This window comes from Iodobacter fluviatilis (assembly GCF_004194535.1).
GTDB lineage: Bacteria > Pseudomonadota > Gammaproteobacteria > Burkholderiales > Chitinibacteraceae > Iodobacter > Iodobacter fluviatilis_A.
The window spans coordinates 1,101,310-1,126,115 of the sequence record NZ_CP025781.1; the positions used below are offsets into that span (position 1 = coordinate 1,101,310).

The 24,806-nt window shown below is 47.8% G+C and carries 20 protein-coding genes; 13 read left to right on the forward strand and 7 right to left on the reverse strand.

What is annotated here, in order from left to right; translation table 11 throughout:
• The first annotated feature begins 4 nt into the window (after positions 1-4).
• Together C1H71_RS04775 and recD are read left to right on the forward strand one after the other, a co-directional pair.
• Complete coding sequence (locus C1H71_RS04775; RefSeq protein WP_130105548.1) at positions 5-3,460, forward strand: SNF2-related protein; 3,456 nt, start codon at positions 5-7, stop codon at positions 3,458-3,460.
• A gap of 450 nt (positions 3,461-3,910) precedes the next feature.
• Complete coding sequence (recD, locus tag C1H71_RS04780; RefSeq protein WP_130105549.1) at positions 3,911-5,596, forward strand: exodeoxyribonuclease V subunit alpha; 1,686 nt, start codon at positions 3,911-3,913, stop codon at positions 5,594-5,596.
• Positions 5,597-5,639: 43 nt separating this feature from the next.
• Here the strand turns inward: recD and C1H71_RS04785 are convergent, their stop codons facing one another.
• Complete coding sequence (locus C1H71_RS04785; protein ID WP_130105550.1) at positions 5,640-6,137, reverse strand: thermonuclease family protein; 498 nt, start codon at positions 6,135-6,137, stop codon at positions 5,640-5,642.
• A gap of 49 nt (positions 6,138-6,186) precedes the next feature.
• Complete coding sequence (hpnC, locus tag C1H71_RS04790) at positions 6,187-7,017, reverse strand: squalene synthase HpnC (RefSeq protein WP_130105551.1); 831 nt, start codon at positions 7,015-7,017, stop codon at positions 6,187-6,189.
• A gap of 107 nt (positions 7,018-7,124) precedes the next feature.
• On the opposite strand from hpnC, the gene C1H71_RS04795 reads away from it, so the two are divergent.
• The gene (locus C1H71_RS04795) at positions 7,125-7,493 is read left to right on the forward strand and encodes a ComEA family DNA-binding protein (RefSeq protein WP_130105552.1); all 369 of its coding nucleotides are present in this window, start codon (positions 7,125-7,127) and stop codon (positions 7,491-7,493) included.
• A gap of 137 nt (positions 7,494-7,630) precedes the next feature.
• A complete protein-coding gene (locus C1H71_RS04800) occupies positions 7,631-8,719 on the forward strand; it encodes a PLP-dependent cysteine synthase family protein (RefSeq protein ID WP_130105553.1) in 1,089 nt (362 codons plus the stop codon).
• Between the two features lie 114 nt (positions 8,720-8,833).
• Here C1H71_RS04800 and C1H71_RS04805 read toward each other — a convergent pair whose 3' ends face one another.
• Positions 8,834-9,697, reverse strand: a complete 864-nt coding sequence (locus tag C1H71_RS04805) for a 2OG-Fe(II) oxygenase (protein ID WP_130105554.1) — start codon at positions 9,695-9,697, stop codon at positions 8,834-8,836.
• A gap of 329 nt (positions 9,698-10,026) precedes the next feature.
• Between C1H71_RS04805 and purB the strand changes: the two genes are divergently transcribed.
• Positions 10,027-11,397 (forward strand): adenylosuccinate lyase, encoded by a 1,371-nt coding sequence (purB, locus tag C1H71_RS04810; protein WP_130105555.1) that lies wholly within the window; start codon positions 10,027-10,029, stop codon positions 11,395-11,397.
• Between the two features lie 83 nt (positions 11,398-11,480).
• A complete protein-coding gene (locus tag C1H71_RS04815) occupies positions 11,481-12,929 on the forward strand; it encodes a YdgA family protein (protein ID WP_188053593.1) in 1,449 nt (482 codons plus the stop codon).
• A gap of 64 nt (positions 12,930-12,993) precedes the next feature.
• Here the strand turns inward: C1H71_RS04815 and hslO are convergent, their stop codons facing one another.
• The 4 genes from hslO to orn form a co-directional block, all read right to left on the reverse strand.
• Entirely contained in the window at positions 12,994-13,863 is an 870-nt protein-coding gene (hslO, locus tag C1H71_RS04820) for an Hsp33 family molecular chaperone HslO (protein WP_130105557.1), read from the reverse strand.
• A gap of 97 nt (positions 13,864-13,960) precedes the next feature.
• Positions 13,961-14,533, reverse strand: a complete 573-nt coding sequence (locus C1H71_RS04825; RefSeq protein ID WP_130105558.1) for an MFS transporter — start codon at positions 14,531-14,533, stop codon at positions 13,961-13,963.
• A 153-nt stretch (positions 14,534-14,686) separates the two neighbouring features.
• Positions 14,687-15,166 carry a CinA family protein gene (locus C1H71_RS04830; RefSeq protein ID WP_130105559.1) on the reverse strand — a complete coding sequence of 160 codons (480 nt, stop codon included), beginning with the start codon at positions 15,164-15,166 and terminating at the stop codon, positions 14,687-14,689.
• Between the two features lie 118 nt (positions 15,167-15,284).
• Positions 15,285-15,839 carry an oligoribonuclease gene (gene orn, locus C1H71_RS04835; RefSeq protein WP_130105560.1) on the reverse strand — a complete coding sequence of 185 codons (555 nt, stop codon included), beginning with the start codon at positions 15,837-15,839 and terminating at the stop codon, positions 15,285-15,287.
• Between the two features lie 25 nt (positions 15,840-15,864).
• Between orn and C1H71_RS04840 the strand changes: the two genes are divergently transcribed.
• The 7 genes from C1H71_RS04840 (at position 15,865) to C1H71_RS04865 (ending at position 24,767) form a co-directional block, all read left to right on the forward strand.
• Positions 15,865-17,139 (forward strand): M48 family metallopeptidase, encoded by a 1,275-nt coding sequence (locus tag C1H71_RS04840; RefSeq protein ID WP_262488394.1) that lies wholly within the window; start codon positions 15,865-15,867, stop codon positions 17,137-17,139.
• A 3-nt stretch (positions 17,140-17,142) separates the two neighbouring features.
• Positions 17,143-17,469, forward strand: coding sequence for a 4a-hydroxytetrahydrobiopterin dehydratase (locus C1H71_RS04845; RefSeq protein WP_130105561.1), 327 nt, complete (start codon positions 17,143-17,145; stop codon positions 17,467-17,469).
• Positions 17,466-18,347, forward strand: a complete 882-nt coding sequence (rsgA, locus tag C1H71_RS04850; protein WP_130105562.1) for a ribosome small subunit-dependent GTPase A — start codon at positions 17,466-17,468, stop codon at positions 18,345-18,347. Before C1H71_RS04845 ends, rsgA begins: the two co-directional genes overlap by 4 nt.
• A gap of 470 nt (positions 18,348-18,817) precedes the next feature.
• The gene (locus tag C1H71_RS04855) at positions 18,818-20,329 is read left to right on the forward strand and encodes a methyl-accepting chemotaxis protein (protein ID WP_130105563.1); all 1,512 of its coding nucleotides are present in this window, start codon (positions 18,818-18,820) and stop codon (positions 20,327-20,329) included.
• Positions 20,330-20,499: 170 nt separating this feature from the next.
• A complete protein-coding gene (locus tag C1H71_RS04860) occupies positions 20,500-22,407 on the forward strand; it encodes a RelA/SpoT family protein (RefSeq protein WP_262488395.1) in 1,908 nt (635 codons plus the stop codon).
• Positions 22,317-22,703: an ACT domain-containing protein gene (locus C1H71_RS21285; RefSeq protein ID WP_262488396.1), complete on the forward strand. Its 387-nt coding sequence runs from the start codon at positions 22,317-22,319 to the stop codon at positions 22,701-22,703. Before C1H71_RS04860 ends, C1H71_RS21285 begins: the two co-directional genes overlap by 91 nt.
• A gap of 177 nt (positions 22,704-22,880) precedes the next feature.
• Positions 22,881-24,767 (forward strand): methyl-accepting chemotaxis protein, encoded by a 1,887-nt coding sequence (locus tag C1H71_RS04865; protein ID WP_130105564.1) that lies wholly within the window; start codon positions 22,881-22,883, stop codon positions 24,765-24,767.
• Positions 24,768-24,806: the final 39 nt, after the last annotated feature.

Genomic DNA, 24,806 nt, shown 5'->3' on the forward strand with positions numbered 1-24,806 from the left:
AAGCATGGCCATCATGAAATACGGGCAAACTTGGTGGGGTGGGGAATGGCTAAACGCCTTATCCCAGCTGGATTACGATAATCGTTTGCCGCGCGGTCGTGCTTATGCCAATAAAGGCGCGGTTAAGGATTTGAAAGTTTTGGGTGGGCATATTGCCGCCAAAGTAAAAGGCAGCCGCCCCCAGCCTTATCAAATTAAAATCGATGTGCCGCAATGGTCGGCTCAGGATAAAAGCCGCCTGCTGGATGAAGTCGCCGCCGATCCTTCCTTGATTGCACGGCTCATGAACCGTGATCTAGACCCAGCCGTACTAGATTTGGCCCAGCAACTGGGCATTGCGGTTTTTCCAAGCCAATGGAAAGACTTGCCCATGCAGTGCTCCTGCCCAGATTGGGCCGTGCCGTGTAAGCATTTGGCTGCCACCATCAATATGCTATCGCGTGAAATTGATGGTAATCCCTTCCTCGTGTTTTCCTTGCGCGGCTTGAATCTGGTCGATGAATTAAAGAAGCGCAATATTGACATTAGCGAGCAAAGCAATACGCTGCCGAGTTTATCTGAACTTGTACTCACCATTAACGATGAGGGCATCCCAGCAGAGTCAATGCAAGCTATTGACTTCACCCAGATACCCAACTTAATGGACGCTTTGATTTCGGTACTGCCAGCTAATACGTCATTTTATGGCGGAAAAGATTTCACTACTGTTTATCAAAAAACGCTAAAAAAAATCGCCAGAGAAGCAGAGCGGGCATTATTACAATCGTCGACTGACAGCCCGGTATTTTGTGCTTCTGACAAACCAAAATTAAATATAAGTAGTAATGGCCCGCTTATGCTAAATGGCATAAAAAGCGTAAAAATACTCTCTACATTATTAGACAAGCTGCCACAGGTCGCGCCGCAAGCCTTACTTGACCTACAGCCCGAACTCGCAACACTGCACACTTTGCGCCTGACTGCTTTGTATTTGCTAAGCAAAGGCGCGGTAGTACCGCAGGTATTCAAGCGCAATAAAACCGACATTGGCTTGTTATGGCTACCGGCATTACTCGATCCTAGCGTAAAAGCCTTAATGTCTGCACTCGCTGCCACCCTACCTGCTTCGGCAAATATCCTTACTGTAGAACAACAATCTATTTCCCCCTTACAGCAGGCCGTGACCTTGTGCTCCCTGATGCTGGGTGACTTTATTTGGCGAGAGGGATGGAATAGTGACAGTAGTAGTGCGGTGAATCAGCTGTTTTTTATTAATGGCAACGCCCGCTTTAATGGCGTTGGCGAAAGCCAAATCCCCGGCAGTATTCTTCAATGGCTATCGCGTTTTCATCTGGGGCAGCGCGACTATGCACCGGTGTTGTGGCTGACAGAAGACGATGAGGCCGATTTTTCTCTCGCTCTTGGCGTAACTAACAAGTCAGCAGATACCACAGATAAACCCATAGCACTCAGCACTATTCTGACCGACGCTGATTGGCAGGCCCGCCGTTTTAGTATTTTACAAAGCGTATCCTTACTGGCGGATTTTTTCCCGCCGATTAATGCCTATTTAAAATCACGCGCCAGCCAGCCGATCTCTATCAGCAGCGATGCTTTGCCGCAGTTGTTGCAAGAAACACTGCCCATCATCCGGCTACTGGGTATCCGCGCCATTTTGCCCAAGGCGCTAGAAAAGATACTCCGCCCTAAGCTGTCGATGAAAGTCACGGGTACGCCAACGGATACTGGTGGATTTTTGTCTATGGCCGATCTGTTTAACTTTAACTGGACGGTGGCGATTGGCGAGCATCAATTAAGCTTCGATGAGTTTGAGCAGTTAGTGCAAAGCGCCAGTGGTGTGATTCGTTTCAAGGGTGAATACGTTTTCCTTGATCCGGCTGAGATTGCCAAGCTACAGGCGCAACTACTTAAGCCCCCTAAAGTCAGCGGCGCAGAGCTAGTGCGGGTTGCATTGGCGGGCGAATATGCTGGCGCTGGAGTGGCGCTGGATCAGGCGGCGCAAAGCTTGTTGAAACAGCTGGCCGACGCAGGCGAATCGCCCCTGCCGGATGATATCCACGCCACATTACGCCCTTACCAGCAGCGCGGTTACGACTGGCTATATCGCAATGCCCAATTAGGATTAGGATCGGTGATTGCCGACGATATGGGCTTGGGTAAAACCTTACAAGTCATTACCGCCCTGCTCAAGCTCAAGCAAGATGGGGCTTTGCAAACAGACAAAGCACTGATCGTGATGCCCACCAGCTTGCTGACTAACTGGCAAAAAGAAATCGCCCGTTTTGCCCCTGATCTGACGGTAGATATCTATCACGGCAGCAAACGTAGCTTGGCTAATAACAGGCCAGATATTCTTCTGACCACTTACGGTGTAGTCAGGAGTGCGGCAACAGAAATCAAAGCACTGAGCTGGCGGATGCTGGTGATCGACGAGGCGCAAAACATCAAAAACCCTGCTGCGGCGCAAACTAAGGCGATAAAAAGCATTACGGCCAAATCGTTTGTCGCCATCAGCGGCACGCCAGTAGAAAACCGCCTCTCCGAGTACTGGAGCATTATGGACTTTGCCAACCGAGGCTTTTTGGGCACCTTGCCGCACTTTATTAAAGAGTACGCCACACCGATTCAAACACATCGAGACTTGCAAGTGGCTGGTCGCTTCAAAAAAGTAACCGCGCCTTTTCTGCTGCGGCGCTTAAAGTCAGACAAAACCATTATTAGCGATCTGCCAGATAAAATTGAGCAAGACCAATTCTGCGAACTCTCCCCAAGCCAGACCGCGCTTTACGAATCAGTGGTACGCAAAGGCTTAGCCGACATCAGTGACGAATCGGAAGCCTTTAAGAAACAAGGGCTGGTGCTACAAATGATTTTGGCGCTCAAGCAAATCTGCAACCACCCCGCGCAATATCTGAAAAATGGCGCTGATAACTTTGAATTGTCAGGCAAAGGCCAGCGTTTTCTGGAGCTACTCGACGATATTTATGCCAACCATGAAAAAGTGCTGATCTTTACCCAATACCGTGAAATGGGCGAGATTCTGGCGCGCTGGATAGCGCAACGCTTTGGCCAAGCCCCAGCGTTTCTGCACGGCGGAGTCAGCCGCCCTAAGCGGGATGAAATGGTCGATACCTTTCAGAATGACCGCACCGAGCGCGCCCTAATCCTCTCGCTGAAAGCGGGCGGTACGGGGCTGAATCTCACCGCCGCCAACAATGTGATTCACTTTGATCTGTGGTGGAACCCCGCCGTCGAAGCCCAAGCCACCGACCGCGCTTACCGCATTGGCCAACACAGCAATGTGCAAGTCCACCGCCTCATTACCCGCGCCACCTTTGAAGAGAAAATTAACGACATGATCAAAGCCAAAAAAGACTTGGCCGATCTGGCCGTTGGCACGGGTGAGACATGGATCGGCAACTTGAGTGGTGCTGAGCTTAAGGCGGTGTTTGCGCTGTAGTGGCCAGTTTAAATAAATCACTAAAACCTAAGATCGTCGCCACAAAGGGCGAGGAGTTTAAAAACAGCGCCCTGAGAAAAACATAACAACGAGTGAAAATCTTTGTGTATACCCTTCTATGTAGCTGTTTGAATTTATTGATGCAAACATTGTCATTTCCGAGTGGTTATATCGAAAATCCAGTGGTACTACTGGCCCCCCACTACAAACACTCGGAAGTGACGGTTTTGAAAGTCATGTAGGGAGGGCATGTTGTTATGCCCCGCGTGCGCTACTCGCGGCGAGGATACTTGGGCAAAACAAGATGCATCCCTCGCTAATTTTTTGGTTTTCTCATGAAATTATGTTTTCTTCGTCTTCTCTGTGATTCAAGATTTAGGTTTTCTCCCTGTCCGTTTCATCGCTCTGTATCTACAGACTTTTTTATCCGTTTCGCATCAAGAGCACCCCATGCCAGATTTTTCCTTTGAATTAAACCGCAGTTTTGAACGCCTTTGCGGGCCGCAATCGGATGAGTTTAAAACCACGCTCAGCAAGCTGTGTGCGGCGTTGGCGGCTGGGCATAGTTGTATTAGGGCCGCACCATTAAGTAGCCCATTGATAGGCTGGCCAGGGGAGTTTAAGCCGCTAACTCAAGATAAAGATCGGCTCTATCTCACCCGCTATTGGTGGTATGAAAGCTCGGTGGGGCAAAAACTCAGCCAGTTGGCCAAGGAGAAATGCACCGTAGATTTGCAGCAACTCGCCCCATTACTCAATAGTCTATTTCCCCCTTCCGCCATCAGCCCAGATATGCAAAAAGCGGCCGCGGCCGCAGCGGTGATGCAAAAGCTAACGGTGATTTCCGGTGGGCCAGGCACGGGAAAAACCACCACCGTGCTGCGGATTTTGGCGGCTTTACAAATCGTGGCGAATAACACTTTAAATATCAAAATGGCCGCCCCCACTGGTAAGGCCGCCGCCAGAATGAGTGAATCGGTCAGGGAGAGAAAATTTGATCTGCCTGTTGCCGAGGCAACTCTGGCGGTTATTCCAGAAACAGCATCTACGCTGCACCGCTTACTTGGGCCTAGGCCGGATGGCAGTTTTAAGCACGGTAAAGATAATCCGCTAGCGCTGGATGTGCTGGTGGTGGATGAAGCATCAATGATTGATCTAGCGCTGATGGCGCAGCTACTTGATGCGCTACCTGTCGATGCTCGGCTTATTTTATTAGGTGATAAAGATCAGCTGGATGCAGTAGATGCTGGGGCGGTATTTGCTGAGCTTTGCAGCTTAAAATCCCCTAGCCCCGCGTTTATTGCCGCCTTAAAAGCCGCCAGTGGCGTAGAGATTTCACCCAGTAAAGCCGCAAGCAGCTGCGTTGGCAATGCGATTATGACACTGCAACACAGCCACCGTTTTGCCGCAGGTGGCGGCATTGGCAAGCTGGCCAGCTTAGTCAATGCAGGCGATGCCAAGGGCGCATTAGCCCTGCTGCAACCCAATGATTTATTCGCCGAAGCCGAGCCAGAGCTAGGCTGGCAAGCCAACAGCAAAAACCTATTGACGCGTTGTGATAGCGGCTACCAAGCTTACTGGCAAGCCGTGCAGCAAAACGATGTAGCGGCTGCATTTATAGCCTTTGATACCTTCCGCATTCTCACCGCCTTACGCGAAGGCCAAGCCGGTGTAATGGGGGTAAATCAGCAGCTAGAAGATCACTGGCGGGCCAAAAACCTGATTTCTGCCGATGTTTGGTACGCGGGCCGCCCCATCCTCATCACCCAAAATGATTATGGCGTGCAGCTTTATAACGGCGATATTGGCCTGACTTTTATTCAAGATGGCGCCCCCCGCGTAGCCTTTAAAGGAGAAGGCAACACACTGCGTTGGTTTAGCCCCGCCCGCCTACCTAGCCACGAAACCGCGCTGGCACTTACCGTGCATAAAAGCCAAGGCTCTGAATTTGATACCGTCATTCTATTATTGCCAAACGAAGCCCACGAACTACTCAGCCGCAGCCTCATCTACACCGGCCTAACCCGGGCTAAGAAAAGAGTAGAGATTTGGGGAAATAACGAAGTGCTCAGCAAAGCGATTACTAAACAAGCCATCCGGCAAAGCGGGCTAGCAGCGGTGTTAAAGGCGGCTTAGTTTAAAAAAATAGGGGCAGGATTCGGCAAAATAGAGTGCATTCTTATCTGGGATGCGCCCTGCGGTAATCCCAAGGCGGCATGGGGGTCGCTTCTTGCCATAACCCGCGCCTTGCTGCCCTCGCCTCGCCTTCTGCAGCTTGGTATAACGCAAATTGCTCAGTGCTTTGCTTGCCCTTGGCAAAATGTTGATAATGCCAAGCAAAGCCCGCCTTCACTTGCTCCGCATTAATGTCTTTACCCCCAACACGAAGCAGCACCACGCTACGCTGGTATTTATCGGTATCCATCACGGCCGCCTCTACCGTTTTTTGGTAAGCCCAACGATCAAGGCTACGCCGAGATTCACTACCAAACGCTTGGCTGTGCTCAGGCGCATCAATAAACGCCAGCCGCAGTGCATGTTCTTGATTAGCCGCGTCACGAATAATCAAGGAATCACCATCTAGCACTTTAATCACCACACCAGAAAGCACGCTCTTAGCTGGCTCATTCGCCTTACACGCCGTTAATAACAGCAGCAGCACGCATAGCCTAAACATCGCCCCACCCCTCGCTTTTAAAATTCTATATAGCAGGGCTAGCCGATGTTTACTTTACCCGCAGCGCTCGCCATAGCAGCCTAAGCCAATCGCGCCAGACTAGGACTGGTCGGTGGCGGAAAACATCCGGCTCAAGTTTCAGTTTTTCTAAAATAGCATCACCGCCAAGGATAGTGAGGCGAATCTCTAAGCCAACTCGGCCTGGCAAAATCTTGCCTAGCGGCGCTCCGGCGTGCAGCATTTTTTGGCTACGCTGCACCTGAAACGCCATTAAGCGCCGCCAGTTGGCGTTGATTTCACCCGCTGCAATCTGTGCTTCGCTCACGCCAAAGCGCTCTAAATCAGCTTGCGGAAAATAAACCCGACCATTTGCCCAGTCTTTTTCTGCATCTTGCCAAAAATTAATCAACTGCAAGGCGCTGCAAATACCGTCAGACAAAGCCAGATTTCGCGGCGTGGCCAGCCCAAAAATATGCAATAAGATGCGCCCAATTGGGTTGGCAGAGCGGCGGCAGTAATAGATTAACTCACCAAAATCAGCAAAACGGTGCTTAGTCACGTCTTGGGTAAAAGCATCCAGTAGATCATGATAAAGCTGGATAGGGATTTGATATTGCTGCGTCGCCACGGCCAGCGCCTGATAGCGCGCAGTAAGGGGCTTGTGTCCTGCCGCCATCAGGGCTAATTCTGCACGGCAAGCGGCCAGCGCGGCTAAGCGCTCTTCTGGCGTGGCATCGCCCTCGTCGGCCAGATCGTCGGCATGGCGAGCAAAGTGGTACACCGCCGCCACAGCTTTGCGATATTTACGGGGTAAAAGCAGAGATGCCACAGGGAAATTTTCATAATGCCCCACGGCTTGTTCGGGTGTAATTGCAACCATAAACTGAACCTAATCTGACACGAAAAGCACTTGGTTAACAAGGCATGCTATATTTAGCAGGCATTGCCCTAAGGGCCCATCTGTTTATCTTAAATAAAGGGAATCTCATGAAGAAATGGCTAATCGCACTATTAAGCGCTTTTGCACTTCACGGTATGGCATTTGCTATGGTAGATATTAACACCGCTAGCCAAGCAGAGTTAGAAGCCATCAACGGATTTGGCCCAGCCAAGGCAAAAGCGATTGTTGAATATCGCAGCAAAAATGGCCCATTTAAAGCAGTTGAAGACCTGAAAAAAGTACCTGGCATCAAAGACGGTGTTTTCAACAAAGTAAAAACTGAAGTTGCAGTAGGCGGCAAAACAGCGGCCCCAGCTGCAAAAACAGAAAAACTAGCCGCTTCTGCTGCAAAAGCTGAAAAATCAGCTAAGCCCGCTGCTAAACTAGAAGCCAGCAAGCCTGCAGCAAAGAAATAAACCCTCCGTTTTAAAAAATAAAAGGCACGCAGAGTGCCTTTTATTTTGCCCACTCCCCGCACAAATTCCCTTTTAGCTTGAATCCAGCCAGTACTCATGGAATGCTATACGCTATTGCAAAAAAAATGAGCATGAATATGACTGATAGCCGCGCTTGGGTTGCTCGCGCAATCCGCACCATTGAAGCTGATTTCAACCGCTCCGCCGATACTCACTTAATCCCGCTCACTTTGCCAGGTTTCCCTGGGATCGACTTTTATTTAAAAGACGAATCCAGCCATCCAACGGGCAGCTTAAAACATCGCCTAGCGCGCTCTCTGTTTCTGTACTCGCTGGCTAATGGCTGGATTCACGCCAAAAGCACAGTGATTGAAGCCTCTAGCGGCTCAACAGCCATTTCCGAAGCCTATTTTGCTAGGCTGCTAGGCCTGCCCTTTATTGCGGTGATGCCAGCATCCACCAGCCCAGAAAAAATCGCCGCCATTACTTTTTATGGCGGCCAATGCCATTTAGTGAACGATCCCACCACGCTACATAGCGAATCGCTGAAGCTTGCCGCCGAAACAGCGGGTCATTTTATGGACCAATTTACCTACGCCGAGCGTGCTACCGATTGGCGAGCCAATAATAATATTGCCGAATCCATCTACGCCCAAATGGCGCTGGAGCCGCATCCTATTCCAAAGTGGATTGTTGCCAGCTGCGGCACCGGCGGCACATCCGCCACGCTTGGGCGCTATGTGCGTTACCGCCAGCACGCCACCCAAATTGCCTGCGTAGACCCAGATAACTCGGTGTTTTTTGATGCATTTTGCAGCAAGGATCGCGGCTTAAGTCTGCACTGCGGCTCATTAATCGAAGGGATAGGGCGGCCTAAAGTTGAGGCATCGTTTATCCCATCGGTGATCGACAGCATGTTTCAAGTGCCCGATGCGCTCTCCATTGCTGCTACGCGCTGGCTTGCAACCAAACTAGGGCGACGCGTTGGCGGCTCTACCGGATGCAATTTAGCTGGGGTGCTGGCTTTAGCGCTAGAAATGAAAGCCGCAGGGCAAAGAGGCAGCATTGTTACCCTGCTTTGCGACAGTGGCGAACGCTATGCGCATTCTTATTACAACGACGCTTGGCTAGCCGAGCGCGGCATTGATATTGCGCCTTGGTTAGCGCAAATTAACCAGACAGCAGAATACGGTGAAGCACTCAGTTTGCGGCGGGCCGATCAATAATGTAGGGCTGACATGCCGCCCCACCTACTCGCAACAAGCACAAAAAATTAAGCCCACCTTTATGAAGTGAATCGTGTAGGGCGCAGCAAGCAACGCCCTACACATGTGCCTCTATCAGCCAAAGCGCCCTTGGCGCATCCACTTGGTGGCAATCCACTTTTCGCCCTTTATCACGGGGTTGCCACCGTGCAGCGTTAATGGATCGGTTTGGCTGTGGCTATTACAGTATTCAAAATAAACTGCTGCGCCTTTCTTTGGTGAAATCGCCATACCCAGTTCAGGGAAAATCGTTTCTCCACCTTCATCCACATCATTTAAATAGATCACCATGGTAGATACGCGTTGGCCGCCATTTTTTAAATGCACTTGGCTACCAGGGTCTGCCACAGGGAAGTAATCAAAGTGCGGCTTATATTCGCCACCCATTTTATAATTTAAAATTTGCAGCCCCTCGCCATTTTCAAGCGGCCAGTGCATCACCTCAGCAATACGACGATCTAGGCGAGTGATAAATTCGCTTTCATTCGCATTAAAAAAAGTGCCAAAGCTACTTCTATCATTGATCACTTCTTCTGCCCCCGTTTGGGGATCAACAATAGTAGAGCGCTTTAATTTGCTTTTAGATAAACGCACCAGCTCATCGCACTCTTCTGGCGACAAGATATCGTCCAGCACCGCCACCACTGGTGCGCTCACTCTAGCTGTCACCCGCACTGCGCGATCATGCGTTTTAATCACGCTGCCTTGCATGGGAAACCGAGGCCGCTCGGCAATATAGCCTGCAGCAAGCACCGCAGCAGCAGGCAAAGCGGTTTTCGCTTGCGTTGAAATACTCGAAAAATGAAAAACAATGGCATTGGCAAAAATAGGATCAAAACCCTTGCCCGCCATCACTTCAACCAAAGATTGCGGCACGCAGCCCCTCGCTAGGTTTTCCACAATCCAGTTTTGCCAGTCAGGTGTAATTTGTGTGTCCATTTCCCCATCCTTTTCTTTATATTTGTAACGCCATTCTTACAAGAGCAGCCCCTGCTGTCACCCTTATTTATCCTAACGTTGCAAACAGACCAAGGCGTCTCTCAACACAAGATTTCATCAAAGCACGCTATTGCTTAAAGCCTAAGTAGGATACTGATACAAACCGCCCATAATAAATGCTATGAATTAACAAAAACCCTGTAAAAACAACACTCATCCAACTTTTTTACGAATAGATTCCTCCGCTAATGCAGTTTGCACAGAGCAGCATGCGGCGGCTGTGTTAAAATTAGCGCCTTGATTTTTGTAGACGTGAGACTTGGCTTAGAATGGAACTTTCAGCCCTTACTGCCCTATCCCCACTCGACGGTCGTTATGAAAAACAGCTCGCCGATTTACGTCCCTATTTTAGCGAGTACGCGCTGGTTAGAAACCGCGTTGCCGTTGAAATTTCTTGGCTAAAAGCCCTCGCTGCAGAAGCGGCCATTGAAGAGATTAAACCATTCTCTGCAGCCACCATCGCTGAACTCGATGCGGTTGTTGCCCAATTTTCACCCGAGCACGCGCTCGAAGTTAAAACCATTGAGCGCACCACAAATCACGACGTAAAAGCTGTTGAATACTGGATGAAAGAACGCTTATCTGGCAATGCGGAAGTAAGCGCAGCCAGCGAGTTCATTCACTTCGCTTGTACCTCAGAAGACATCAATAATCTAAGCCACGCCCTGATGCTCAAAGGTGCACGTGACGCAGTGATGCTGCCTAAGCTAAAAGAAATGGTCAGCAAACTTAAAGAGCTTGCTCATGATTTAGCCGACGCGCCCATGATGAGCCGCACCCACGGCCAGCCAGCTACGCCAACCACGATGGGCAAGGAGTTGGCCAATGTGGCTTACCGCCTTGAGCGCCAATTGGTGCGCATTGAAAAAATAGAGCTATTAGGCAAGATCAATGGCGCGGTAGGTAACTACAATGCCCACATCTCCGCCTACCCTGATTTTGATTGGGAAAGCTTCTGCCGTCGCTTTGTAGAAAGCCTTGGCATCAGCTTTAACGCCTACAGTACGCAAATTGAATCGCACGATTATATGAGCGAGCTGTACGACACGTTTACCCGTACCAACACCATTCTTATTGATATGAACCGTGATATCTGGGGCTATATCTCGCTGGGCTTCTTTAAACAGCGTGTGAATAAGAACGAAATTGGTTCTTCCACCATGCCGCATAAAGTAAATCCAATTGACTTCGAAAACTCCGAAGGCAATCTGGGCATGGCTAATGCAATGCTGACACATCTATCGCAAAAGCTGCCGATCAGCCGCTGGCAGCGTGACCTTACCGACTCCACCGTTTTGCGTAATATGGGTGTGGGCTTAGGTTACAGTTTGCTTGCCTACGTAGCCTGTTTAAAAGGCTTGAACAAATTGGAAGTCAATCGCCAAGCCATGCTTGATGATTTAAACGCCAATTGGGAAGTGCTCGCTGAGCCAATTCAAACCGTGATGCGCCGCTATGCTGTGCCAAACCCGTATGAGCAATTAAAAGAACTCACACGAGGTAAAAGTGGCATTACCCGCGAAGCACTGGCAGTATTTATTGATGGTTTAGAAATCCCTGAGCTAGAAAAAGCCCGCCTGAAAGAGCTGACTCCTTGGAATTACATCGGTAAAGCCGTAGAACTGGCGAATCGGATTTAATCCCATCAAAGCGGGCGCCACAAGCGCCCGTTTTTCTGTCAAGCTATCCCAATACGAAGCTTGTTATTAGAATGTCGGAGAAAATGGTGAAACGTAAAGTATTACTGGGCAGTGCAATTACCGCCGCCATACTGTCTACTGCCTATATTGGCGGGGCCTATGTTGCAGGGAAAGCTGCAGAAAACACATTGCAAAAGCAGCACGAATGGCTAAGCAGCCTGCCCTACTTTATTGTAAAAAATCGTGAATATCAGCGCGGCTGGTTTAGCTCTAGCGAAAAAACCACGCTATTGCTTAATCCTGAGCTATATCGCTTTTTTATTGAGCGCGCAGGCACCGAGCTGCCAAAATTTGAAGTCACCTATACCCAGAATATTAAGCACGGCCCATTACCGCTGCTAAGCAGATTTAACCTACGCCCATATAAAGCAGTGGTTGAATCCGAATTTATATTTTCGCCAGAAACCCAAAAGTTTTTAACCCAGTTTTTTGGCACACAAAAACCCATTCATATTGAAAATAAAATCGGCTTCAATGACGATGGCGTCATTGATATTAAAGTGCCTAGCTTTGATTACGAAGAAGCTATCTCTGGTGTAAAAGCCAATTGGAAAGGCTTTAATGCCACGCTGAATTACGGCGGCGATTTTAACAGCGTCAAACTGCTTGCCAATGCGCCAGGCTTATCCGGCGGAGCCAAAGGTAAACTCTCTTTCGCCTTTAATGATTTAAGCTTTGGCTTTGAGCATGTACGCGGTAAAACGGGCGTTATGCTGGGCAGCACCAATGCCAAACTAGCTGTTTTTGATATGCAGTTACTTGAAGGCACACCCATCAAGCTCAAGCTAGAAGAGCTAGCCTATGCAGGCAAAATTAGCGAGGAAGACGAGTTTATCAATGGCGGCGCAAACATTAATTTAGCCAAGCTAGTTCTAGATGACCAACCTTACGGCCCAGCCGAAGTACAAGCCACGGCCAGCCATTTACACGGCCCAACCCTTGCCAAGCTTGCCGACGAATTTACCGCGCTACAAAAGAAACAGCTTAACCGTGATCAGTTTTCAAACGAGCTAGTTAAGCTGGTTAAAACCCACGGCATGCCGCTGCTAACGCATGACCCATTATTAGCGATCAAAAAGTTTGACGTTAAACTCCCCGATGGCTCTATCCACTTCACCACCGAAGTGGGCCTAAAAGGCTTCCAACCTGCCGACTTAGATAAACCGGTTGAATTCGTGAATAAACTGCACGCCAAAGCCGATTTCTCGGTACCGCGTAAAGTGATCGAAACCATGGTGATGTGGCAAGCCCGCAATATGTTCGGCGGCCCAGATAGTGGCGTAGCGGCAGACGATCTCGATTATCTAGCTGGGCAATTTGTAGAAGGCCAGATCAATAAGCTCACCGATCAAAACCTGATCCGCAGCGAAAACGGTCTGCTCTCTGCCAAAGCCTCGCTAGAAAAAGGTAGCTTCTTACTCAACGGCATCAACGTGCCCCTGCCTTGGCAACAGCCAGTTGCAGAGCAATAAGCTTTAGCCCATAAAAAACCGCCCCCAATATTTTGAGGGCGGTTTTTTATGGCGGACAACAAACTCAATGCAACTGCGGACTCACCTCTGTAATCCCATGCCCAATAAAGAGCTGGGTCACATCAACTTGATCAAACTGATATTTTTCGTTGCAAAACTCACAACCCACATCCACATGGCCGTGTTCAGCAAGCAGGCCTTCGATTTCTGCTTTGCCGAGCATTTTAAGCATGCCGCCAACGCGTTCACGTGAGCAGGTGCAGGCGAAGCTTGGGCTGACGGGATCAAAGATACGGACTTTTTCTTCGTTATAGAGGCGATAAAGCGTTTCGCGCAGCGGTAGGTTTAGCAGTTCTTCATCTTGAATAGTCTGCGACAGTGCGTTGACACGATCCCAACCATCATCATCGCCATGGCCATCTGGCAGCTTTTGAATTAACAAGCCACCGGCTGTTTCGCCATCTGCAGTAAGCCATAGCTTGGTATCTAACTGCTCAGAACGCTGCATATAGGTTTCGATGATTTGGGCCACGCTCTGGCCTTTTTCAAAGCCCACAATGCCTTGGTAAGTTTCGCCATCTTGTGGATCAATCATGATAGAAAACTGGCCTTGACCAATCAGCTCTGCCAGCGTGGCATCGTTTGCAATAAGCCCTTCCCAACGCGCTGTGGCCCGCATGGTCATTTCGCTGGTGCATTCCACCACCAACATTTTTAGTGGCCCATTACCGCGTAATTGCATGACCAAAGTACCATCAAGCTTAATGGTGGCGGTCAGTAAAGCGGCAGCAGCCAAAAGCTCGCCGATGCGTTTTTGTAAGACGGGTGGGTATGGATGGCGGGTAAGTACCTCTTTATAAGTGGCATCTAGCTGCACGATTTCGCCGCGTACTGGCAAGCCATCAAACAAAAAACGCTCTAGTGAATCTTTCATTATTTTATCTCTACAAACTTGCGCGAGGGGTAATTGAGCTTATCCGCGCGAGGGATGCCAACTAAACGCGTGAGCAGAAACACCTGCCCACCCTACCTTATTTGTTTTTTTCCAGCGTATAACTGGTCATCGGCATGGATGAGCTAACATCAAAGGCACACCCTGCTTCGATACCAATCCTAGCAATATCAGCAGCGCTAAAATCTGGATTATCGTAAACCGCATTCATCGCACCAATGGCGTAATCACGCCCGCTGCCTATGCCCCAAAAGCGCTGATATTCGTAAACTTCACGTAGGCTATACACGGCAAAAATACCATACGGATTGGCCATCAAGACGGTCATTTGACTAGATTCGTAAGGATCATCTTCTTCTTCGTCTACTTTTAAGAAGAAATCATCTTTTAATTTGGGATGTAATTTTCTAAAGCTTTCAAAAATAGCAGGTCGATCGCTAAAGTCTAGATTTTTAACTTTTTTAAGCGCGGCTTGCAAAACTAAATCGTGTGCGGCACTGCCAGCGATTGAAAAATAGCCATCATGGGCGGCAAAGATTTTATTCCAACATGCATCATCACCCGCACCAAGGCGAGTGTCGCCAAAAGTAGATTGGCTATCTGCCGCAATGGCGATTTGATCACCTTTTTTAACGACAACGACCGTAGTCATTTATTTTCCTTATTGGCGCAATTCAAAAATAATCTGTAGTCACAGAGAAAACCTTTATGCCATAAAAAAAATGTAGGCCTCTGCTGATTTTGTGTGCTGTATTGCCCCTCTGCGCGCTCTGTGTCTACAGATTTTTATAGGGAGTTCATCCCATCAATCTTGCTCTTCAATCAGTTCAATCAAGCGAATTAAGGCGTGGCGTACCGTTTGCTTACGTACCTCGGCCCTATCGCCATCAAATAATTCTTGCTCTGTGATAATGCCCGTTGGCCCTGCAAAGGCAAAGCACACGGTTCCGACCGGCTTATCCACACTACCGCCAGCGGGGCCAGCTACGCCACTCACCGCCACTCCCCACTCGGCATTGGCTAGCAAACACGCGCCTTGCACCATGGCGGCCACCACCGGCTCGCTCACCGCACCTAACTTGGCGATAAACTCTGGCGGAACGCTAAGCATGTCCATTTTGGCTTCGTTGGAGTAGGTGATAAACCCGCGCTCAAACCATGCAGAGCTACCCGCGATATCAGTAATCGCCCCAGCAATTAAACCGCCGGTGCAAGATTCTGCGGTGGTAACGCTTTGACCACGCGCCAACAGCACGCGGCCCAGTTCAGTTGCTAGTCCTAACATGGGGTTAAACCTTTAGATTTCAAATAAAAATAAATGTAGGCCAGGCATGATTTTATACCCACGCGTGAATGTGATATCCGATAGCCGCGTGGGCACAGCAGCGTGCCCACGCCAAATTTTAAACCGCAGGCTGGCGGATAAAGTGTTCGCGGTAGAACTTCAGCTCATCAATCGATTCTTGAATATCGGCCAGTGCCGTATGCGCGCCACGCTTTTTAAATTGCTTAGCGACTTCTGGTTGCCAACGCTTGCATAGCTCTTTCAGGGTTGAAACATCCAAATTGCGGTAGTGAAAAAATTCTTCCAAAGTGGGTAGATATTTCACTAGGAAACGGCGATCTTGGTGTACCGAATTACCACACAGCGGCGATGCGCCCTTAGGCACGTATTCTTCTAAAAAAGCAATCAGCTGCGCTTCTACTTCTGCTTCGCTTAAGGTCGATGCTTTTACCTTTTCAATTAAGCCCGATTTACCATGGGTATTTTTATTCCAGTCGTCCATCGCATCCAAAATGCTAGCGTCTTGGTGCACAACAAACACAGGCCCCTCGGCAATCAGGTTGAGATTGCTGTCTGTAATAATGACGGCAATTTCAATAACACGCTCTTTTTCTGGATCAAGCCCAGTCATCTCCATATCAACCCAGATGAGGTGGTTCTTGTCTTGTGGCATACTTGGCCCTATTCAACATACAAAAATGCTATTTTACCTGCAAATGAACGCTAATCAGTTCTCCCTCCTCTTTCTGTTTGCATTAACGGCCAGTGTGATCTTGCAACTCTGGCTGGCAATGCGCCATATCAACCATGTAAAGCGCCACAGAGCCAGCGTTCCAGCAGAATTTAATGGCCATATTACCCAAGCATCGCACCAACGCGCCGCCGATTACACTGTGGCAAAAACGCGTTTTGGCATGATCGTTAACCTATTTGAGGCGATGCTCTTAGCGGCATTTACCCTAGGTGGCGGTATTGAATGGATCAATCAGCAACTATCTGACTGGATTAGCTCCCCACTTTGGGCAGGCGTTATACTGATTGCAGGTTTCACCCTGCTGCATAGCTTAATTACGCTGCCGTTTACTTTAATTTCTACTTTTAAAATTGAAGCCTCATACGGCTTCAACAACACCAGCGGCAAGCTTTTTATCGCAGATACGCTTAAAACTACCGCCGTTGCAGCCGCAATTGGCTTGCCGCTTTTGGCAGGAGTGCTCTGGTTAATGGATCAGATGGGTGCATATTGGTGGCTATGGGTTTGGATAACTTGGGTGAGCTTTTCATTATTATTAATGTGGGCCTTTCCTACTTTTATTGCGCCTATTTTTAATAAATTTGAACCACTAAGTGATGAGCATTTACAAGCGCGAATTGAATCGCTGTTAAAACGCTGCGGTTTTAAAACCAATGGCATTTATGTGATGGATGGTTCTAAACGCTCTAGCCATGGCAATGCTTATTTCACCGGCCTGGGTAAAGCCAAGCGTATTGTGTTTTTTGATACCCTGCTTAAATCTTTAAATGCCAGCGAAGTGGCCGCCGTCTTAGCGCATGAATTAGGCCATTTTAAACATCGCCATATTGCCAAACGCATGCTGTGGACTTTCGGCCTGATGCTGGCCATGTTGTGGACATTAGGCCAGCTCAAACAAGAACTATGGTTTTATCAAGGGCTTGGGGTAAATAGTAGTAGCACTGCTACAGCGCTATTACTATTCTTTTTAGTGATGCCCGTATTTACATTTATTTTTGCGCCACTAAGCTCAATGTCATCGAGGAAACATGAATACGAGGCTGATGCCTACGCAGCGGAACAAGAATCCGCTGCTGATCTTATTAATGCCTTAGTTAAACTTTATGAGGGCAATGCAGCTACGCTGACACCTGATCCATTGCATAGCCTATTTTACGATAGTCATCCTCCGGCAGCACTGCGCATTGCCGCCTTGAAGAAACTCAATAATAAGGAATAAATCATGTCCCTTAGTACCGAAAACTGTATCGATGGCGCAGTAAAGCTCAGCGAAGTTGAAGCTGAAATGCTATCTACCGATCTACAAGACTGGATCGTGACCGATGCTTATCTTGAAAGAACGTTTCGCTTTAAAAATTTTCACGAAACAATGGGTTTTGTAAATGCAGTCGCTTGGATGTCCAACCAACAAAATCACCACCCCGATTTAGACGTTAGCTATAGCCGCTGCCGCGTGCGCTGGAGTACTCATTCTGCCAACGGCATCACCCGTAATGATTTTATCTGCGCCGCTAGATCGGACGCACTCACATTGAAAGCGAATTCATGACAGAAACAGCCCGTATCGTCGCTAGCCACGGCAGGTCTTATATTGTTGAACGCACTAATGGCCAGCGCCTTCGGGCTAGTACCCGTGGCAAAAAAACGGATTACGCCTGCGGTGATTTAGTCGACATCCAAATTTTGAACGACGAGCAAGCAGTGATTGAGCGCATATTAGAGCGTAAAACCCTGCTTTATCGCTCAGACGCATGGAAAAGCAAGCTGATCGCAGCCAATGTCACACAGCTAATTATTGTGCTGGCCTCAGAACCTAGCTTTTCGACCGAGCTGATCAGCCGCTGCGCCATTGCGGCCGAAGCGGGCGGTATTCAAACACTGATCTGCTTAAATAAATGCGATTTACCGACGGCTACGGCTGCAAAAGAGCGGCTGCAATACTTTGTGAATCTGGGCTATAAGGTGATCGAAGTTTCAGCGCTCAACAACGACATCACCCCACTACGCGCCGCCTTAGTTGGGCATATTTCTGTGTTGGTAGGGCAATCGGGAATGGGTAAATCCACCATTACCAATGCCCTATTACCGGATGCCAACGCCCGTGTAAATGAGATTTCCATCGCACTGGATGCGGGTAAACACACCACCACCAATGCTACTTTTTATCATCTAGATACAGAATCAGCGCTCATTGATTCACCTGGTCTGCAATCCTTTGGCTTGGCGCATATCACCGCTCAGGATTTGCCCGCTTACTTTCCTGAATTTAAAGAGCGTATTGGTACTTGCCGCTTTCATAACTGCCGTCACCGCCAAGAGCCAGATTGTGGCATGCGTAAAGGGGTAGAAGAAGGCACGATCAGCCCGCAACGATTGGCGCTGCTGCACCGTTTGCAAGATGAATTAAGCTCCGGTAGCCGTTATTAACTCCAAAAAAATAACCGCTTTATTTGTGAATGACTCAGCCTAGACTAAGCTAAAGAAGAGCAAGAGTAACAATTAGCCTAAGCGGCCTCTGTGTACTGTGTAAGCAGAGGCGCTTTAACACCCGCTGTAAATACTAATACATACTTGATTTTCTTATTCACTTTGCTGCCACAAAAAGCAAAAACACTTTCAATTTCCAATATCAATAGCGATGACACTTCGCCATTGATGTTGTCTACTAGCAGCCTGTCGGGCTTAAGCGATCGTAGCGAGGGAAAGACCGATTTGAGACAGATTTCGCGGGCTTTTGAGGCGAATAGCTGGCTATTCAACGAGAAAATGCGTGAAATATGGCCAAATCCGGCTTTTCCGTAGTAGATCAGTATTAAGTCCGACAGGCTGCTAGGGGTAACTTCTGCCCTATGCTTAGAACACTGAAGACATTTTGAACGATTTGTTTGAGGTCAGTAATGAGCAAAGCTACGACTGTACGCCACCAATTTATAAGCTTGCTCACCCTCATCGCTTTTTTACTTTTGGCCCAAGCCACCATTATTTGGTATTTGTCTGCTGGCGTACTGATCAATGGGGATCGCTATCAACGCATTGTTGCAAGTAAAGATCTCATTGCCGATGCCCTTCCGCCCCCCGCTAATTTGCTTGAAACGCATCTCATTGTTCAACAATTAATCAGCAACATAAATAACACACAAAGAATCAAACTCACCCAAGATCTACACAAAGCAACTAACGCCTTTGAACAGCGCCGAGACTACTGGCTCAGTAGCTCTATTCCACAAGAAATTATCCAGGCCATGCGTGACATTGCATCACCGCCTGCTCAGCAATACTTAGTCTTACTCAGGCAGCAGCTATTACCTGCAGTTAACGATTACGATAGCTTAGCGATAAAAGACAGCATGCTGAAGTTACAGCCTTTATACGATGCACATCGCAAAGGCATTGAAGCCATGATCCCTGCTGTAATTGCTTATCAAAAACAAGAAGAACAAAATGCCACTAAAAGCACGCAGTACAGCATTCAACTAGTGTCTGTGCTGATGTTAGTTACGCTGATTATTATTGGCTTAGTGGTAGCATCCAACTACCGCAAGGTGATCAATATATTAGAAGCAGAACCAGCCATGACCAATGTGATGACTCATATTGCTGCAGGGAATTTGCATGTGGTGACCACACTTAAGCCCCAAGATCCTAGTGGCCTACTGGCTGGCATCAAGACCATGGGGATGCAGCTAAAATCGATTATCGAAGAAACCCAAAATTGCGTCTCTTCACTATCAGCTCTTTCCACACAAATTTGCTCTACCGCTCAAACACTGGGTCATTCTAGTCACGAGCTAGCAGCAGGCATTGAAGAAAGTACCGCCACGCTAAACCAGCTCAGCGACACCACACACCTTACGCTGCATAACAGCCAACAATCCGTTCACCAATCACAAAATGCCGTAGCAGCCTCTAAGCACGGAGCTCTCATCGTCAGAGACACCATAGCGGTCATGAGAAATATCGCAAAAAAAGTCTGCATTGTTGACGATATTGCCTATCAAACTAATCTGCTTGCCTTAAATGCCGCAATTGAAGCCGCTAGAGCAGGAGAGCATGGCAGAGGCTTTGCAGTCGTCGCCGTAGAGGTACAAAAATTAGCACTGCGCAGCCAAACCGCCGCATCAGATATAGAGAGTTTAGCCCAACAGAGCATTGAAAAATCAGATGCGGCCATTCATGCGCTTGATCAAATTGAAACTGATATTCAAGCTACCGCACATTTAATTGCACAAATATCGGCATCTGCTGCAGAGCAATCCAGTGCCATCGAGCAAATCAGTGAAACCGTGCAGCAATTCAACATCATATCCACCATGAACGCCAATCTTGCCATGCAACTATCCGCCTCATCAGATCAAATCGAACGGCAAACACAGCTAGTGCGAAGCAAAATAGAATTTTTTAAACTCTAAGCTCTTCCCTTACCTTTTATAAAAAAATCGATCTACTTTCACCATAAGAAAGCTTAAACCAACACTTTTTTATTAAAAACAAGAAATTATTTACAATAAACTCAGTTCACACTATGACTGTCCACTCAAAGTAGGCAAAATCGGAGTCTAATTTTTAGATGTGATTTGCCATGGTTGCCGTTACCCGCCCACTTGCCCAATCTATTGCCGAAGCTGCAGACCCTGATCGCTGGCTTAGTGCCCTGACTGAGCGCTACCCACCCACCGATATCGTGCGTATACACCAAGCGCTTGATTGGATATTCGAGCAATACGGCCAACTTACTCATACCGATACTGGCTGCTCGCTGTTCCAGCATGCCGTAGCCAGCGCATCCATCGTGGCCGATTTACGCCTCGATGCAAATTCGGTGATCGCCACCCTCTTGTTTGCGCTGCCTACTCAGCTTAATCAACCCATCGCGTTGATTTGTACCCACTTTGGCCCTGATGTTACTCGGCTAGTAGATGGTGCCAGTAAGGTCAGCAAATTACGCAGCCTAGCTCACCCTACTGGTGGTAAAGCCGCAGATGCTGCACAGCAGATTGAAGCCGTGCGCAAAATGCTGATCGCCATGGTAGAAGATATCCGCGCTGTGCTGATCAAGCTGGCTTGGCGCACCCAAACCATGCACGAGCTAGCCCGAGCACCCGAAGAAACTCGTCGCCGCATTGCGCAAGAAACCCTCGATTTATTTGCCCCTTTAGCTAATCGCTTGGGGGTATGGCAAATTAAATGGGAATTAGAAGACTTAGGCTTTAGATATCTGCACCCCGATACCTATAAAAAAATTGCCAAGCTATTAGACGAGCGTCGAGTTGATCGGGAAAAGTTTATTGATGACGTATTAGATACGCTCAGAATTGAGCTTAATAATGCCGGCGTAAAAGCCGATTTAATGGGGCGGCCAAAACATATTTTCAGCATTTGGAAAAAAATGCAAAAGAAAAAGCTCGATTTTTCTGAGCTATATGATATTCGCGCGGTACGGATTTTAGTGCCAGATTTAAAAGATTGCTATACCGCGCTCGGTATTGTGCACAATCTTTGGCAACCTATTCCGGGTGAGTTTGACGATTATATTGCTCACCCGAAAGGCAATTTTTATCGCAGCCTACACACGGCCGTGATTGGCGAAAATGATAAAGCGGTTGAAGTACAAATTCGCACCGTAGAAATGCACGAGCACGCAGAATACGGCGTGGCGGCACACTGGCGCTATAAAGAAGGCGGCCAGGGCGATGCGCGCTACGAAGAAAAAATTGCTTGGCTGCGCCAGTTATTAGACTGGCGTGAAGATATGGCCAGCGAAACGCAATTCGCCGAGACCTTTAAAGCCGAGTTATTCGACGACACTATTTATATTCTGACCCCAGCAGGCCGCGTCATTACCCTGCCCAAGGGCAGCACGCCCGTTGATTTTGCCTACCATGTGCACACCGATCTTGGGCATCGCTGCCGAGGGGCCAAAGTAAACGGCCAAATTGTGCCGCTGTATACCGCACTAGAAAACGGCCAGCGCGTAGAAATTCTATCCACAAAAGAAGGTGGGCCTAGCCTTGATTGGCTGCATAATAGTTATGTAAAAAGCCACCGTGCCGCCAGCAAAATCCGCCATTGGATACGACAGCAACACCAAGATATCGCCCTTGAAGCAGGCCGCTCTATTTATGATAAAGAGGCGGCTCGCTGCGCTGCGCGCGATGCCAATCAAGAAAATATCGCAGTTAAGCTAGGCTGCAAGCACATTGATGAGCTGTATGCAGCGCTGGGCCAAGGCGAAATCTCCCAACGTGAGCTTAATCAAGCCTTCAGAGAAAGCCTTGCACCTATTGAGCCGATTGCAGCAGAACCCACTAACGACTTTATTAAAGCCGCCAGAGCCAATGGAAACGGCGAAGGTATTTTAATTGAGGGTGTGGATAAACTCATGACGCTGCTGGCTAAATGCTGCAAGCCTGTTCCCCCCGATCACGTTATGGGCTTTGTAACCAAGGGCCGGGGATATCTATTCACCGCAGTGATTGCAGTACACTAAAGCGCCTAGCTAGCGCAGCGCCAGAGCGGCTTATCAATGCCGATTGGGGCATTCAAAGAGGCCATGTATTTGCAACTGATTTATTAGTTGAAGCGCATAACCGTAGCACATTGCTTAGAGATCTATCTGACATAATGGCACGAGAGCGAATTAATGTAACTGCAGTCAATACGCAAAGCAAAGATCAGCGGGTAATGATGCGGTTTACTTTAGAAATTAGAGATGCAGAGCAATTACAAAGAATCTTAATAAAGTTACAAGATGTGAATGAAGTTATTCGTGTCATACGCGGATGACACCTTACAGCAGCTAACCTTCAGTTGCTAATGTCTTTATATTTTTTTGTGCAATAATACCAATTAGGAGTATTCAAACGGCAGATGGATAAGCCAGCTTGAGAATGATATTTAGATAAATTCTTACGGCTCATCCAGCAGACTACTAATCAATAATTAGCTTTAAAGAGCCAAACCATGAATCAATCACTCAAAGTTAAGTTGATTATATTTATTTCAGTTTTAACGCTGATATCTGGCTCTATACTTACATTTGGCAGCTATTTAAAAATGCGCCATGAAATAGTGAATGTAAGTCTACACAATGAAATAGTAGGTATTGCCACTGGCTACAATGTCGTACTTCGTAATTGGGTAAGCGAAAAGCAAAATATTGTTTCTGGCTTAGCAGAAGCATTATCCAAAGCCGATGACCCAGTTCCTGCTTTATACCAAACTGAAAAAAGCGCAAAATTCGATTTAGCCTATATCGGCACTCCAGATAAAAAATTCATCAGCGGGCATAAAGTTGATATGCCCGCTGGATTTGATGCCACATCTCGGCCTTGGTATAAACAAGCCGTTGCAGCGGGAAAAACCATCCTTACCCCGCCCTATGTAGATGCAGAAAGCAAACAGCTTATTTTATCTTTTGCCTCGCCAGTAAACGGAGAAGCCGGTTTTAAAGGCGTTGCCGCTGTTGATATCTCCTTAGCGGGAGTGGTTAAAGATGTTTTAAATATCAAATTAACCGGTAATGGTTATGCTATTTTGGCCGATAAAGGCGGCCAAATCCTAGCGCATAATGATAAAGATAAGCTCAATAAGCCTACCAGTGATATCTCCAGCGATTTAAACGCCAATAACCTTGCCAGCATGGCAGCGACAAATGACCTAGCTGAAATTACTATTGCGAACGAGAAAAAATTTGTTTTTGTACAGCCGATTGAAGGTACTGATTTAAATCTAATCTTAGTGATCGATAAATCAGTGATTTTAGAACCACTCAATCAACTTATCCTTCAAGCTATTGCAGCCTTAGTTATTTTGTTAATTATAGTAATTCCTCTCGCTGGATTTTTAATTACTAAAATGCTACGCAGCTTGGATAAAGTTCGGCATGCAATGCAAGAAATTGCACAAGGCGGTGGCGATTTAACCCGCAAAATTGAAATTGATGGCACTGATGAAATAGCCGCTACTGCGCAAGCATTTAATCGATTCACCGATCAATTGCGCGATATGTTTATTGATATTCGCAAAGAAACAGAAAATTTAACTGTTGGTATTGGTTCTATTAATTCGGTGTTAAATGATTTGGCAAATGACTCGCAAAGGCTATCGGACTTATCCGCATCCAATGCGGCCACTATTGAAGAAATAACCGTCAGTATCTCGCATATCGCCGATAATTCCAGAGATGCAAATAAACTCGTCACAAGTACGGGGGCCTTATCTGGGCAATCAGCAGCCACAGTTAAAGAAGTCGCCAATGAAGTTGGCAAATCAGCGAAAGAAGTCAGCGATTTATCCAATCTGCTCGATCGCCTTAATCAAAGAGCCCAAGATATTAGCGGCATTATCCGCGTGATTAAGGAAATTGCAGACCAAACAAACCTGCTGGCGCTTAATGCCGCTATTGAAGCTGCCCGAGCTGGCGAGCAAGGCCGCGGCTTTGCCGTTGTAGCAGACGAAGTGCGCAAGCTAGCAGAGCGTACTTCCTCCGCAACCATTGAAATTACCGGAATGATTGAAGGGATTCGCGGAGAAACAGGGATTGCTGTGAGCAATATGCAAACAACCATCACCGCAGTACAAAGCGGCGTGAATTTATCTGAAGAAGCGGCAACCAAGATTGGTACCATTCGCGAAAACATGGATGAAGTAATGGCCAAAATTGGCGAAATTGCACACGCCACTCTCGAGCAACAAAATGCCACAACCGCGATGGCACAAAGCGCGGAAAACATTACCAACCAAATGCAACAATCTGATGCCAATCTGCAAAATGCCACCAGAACGGTTCACGATCTAAACCAACTAGCTGCTTTCCTAAGAGAGCAATTTGGCCGCTTTAAGCTTTAAGCCTCAGCCATGTTCTTACAATAAAAATAGCCCAACTGG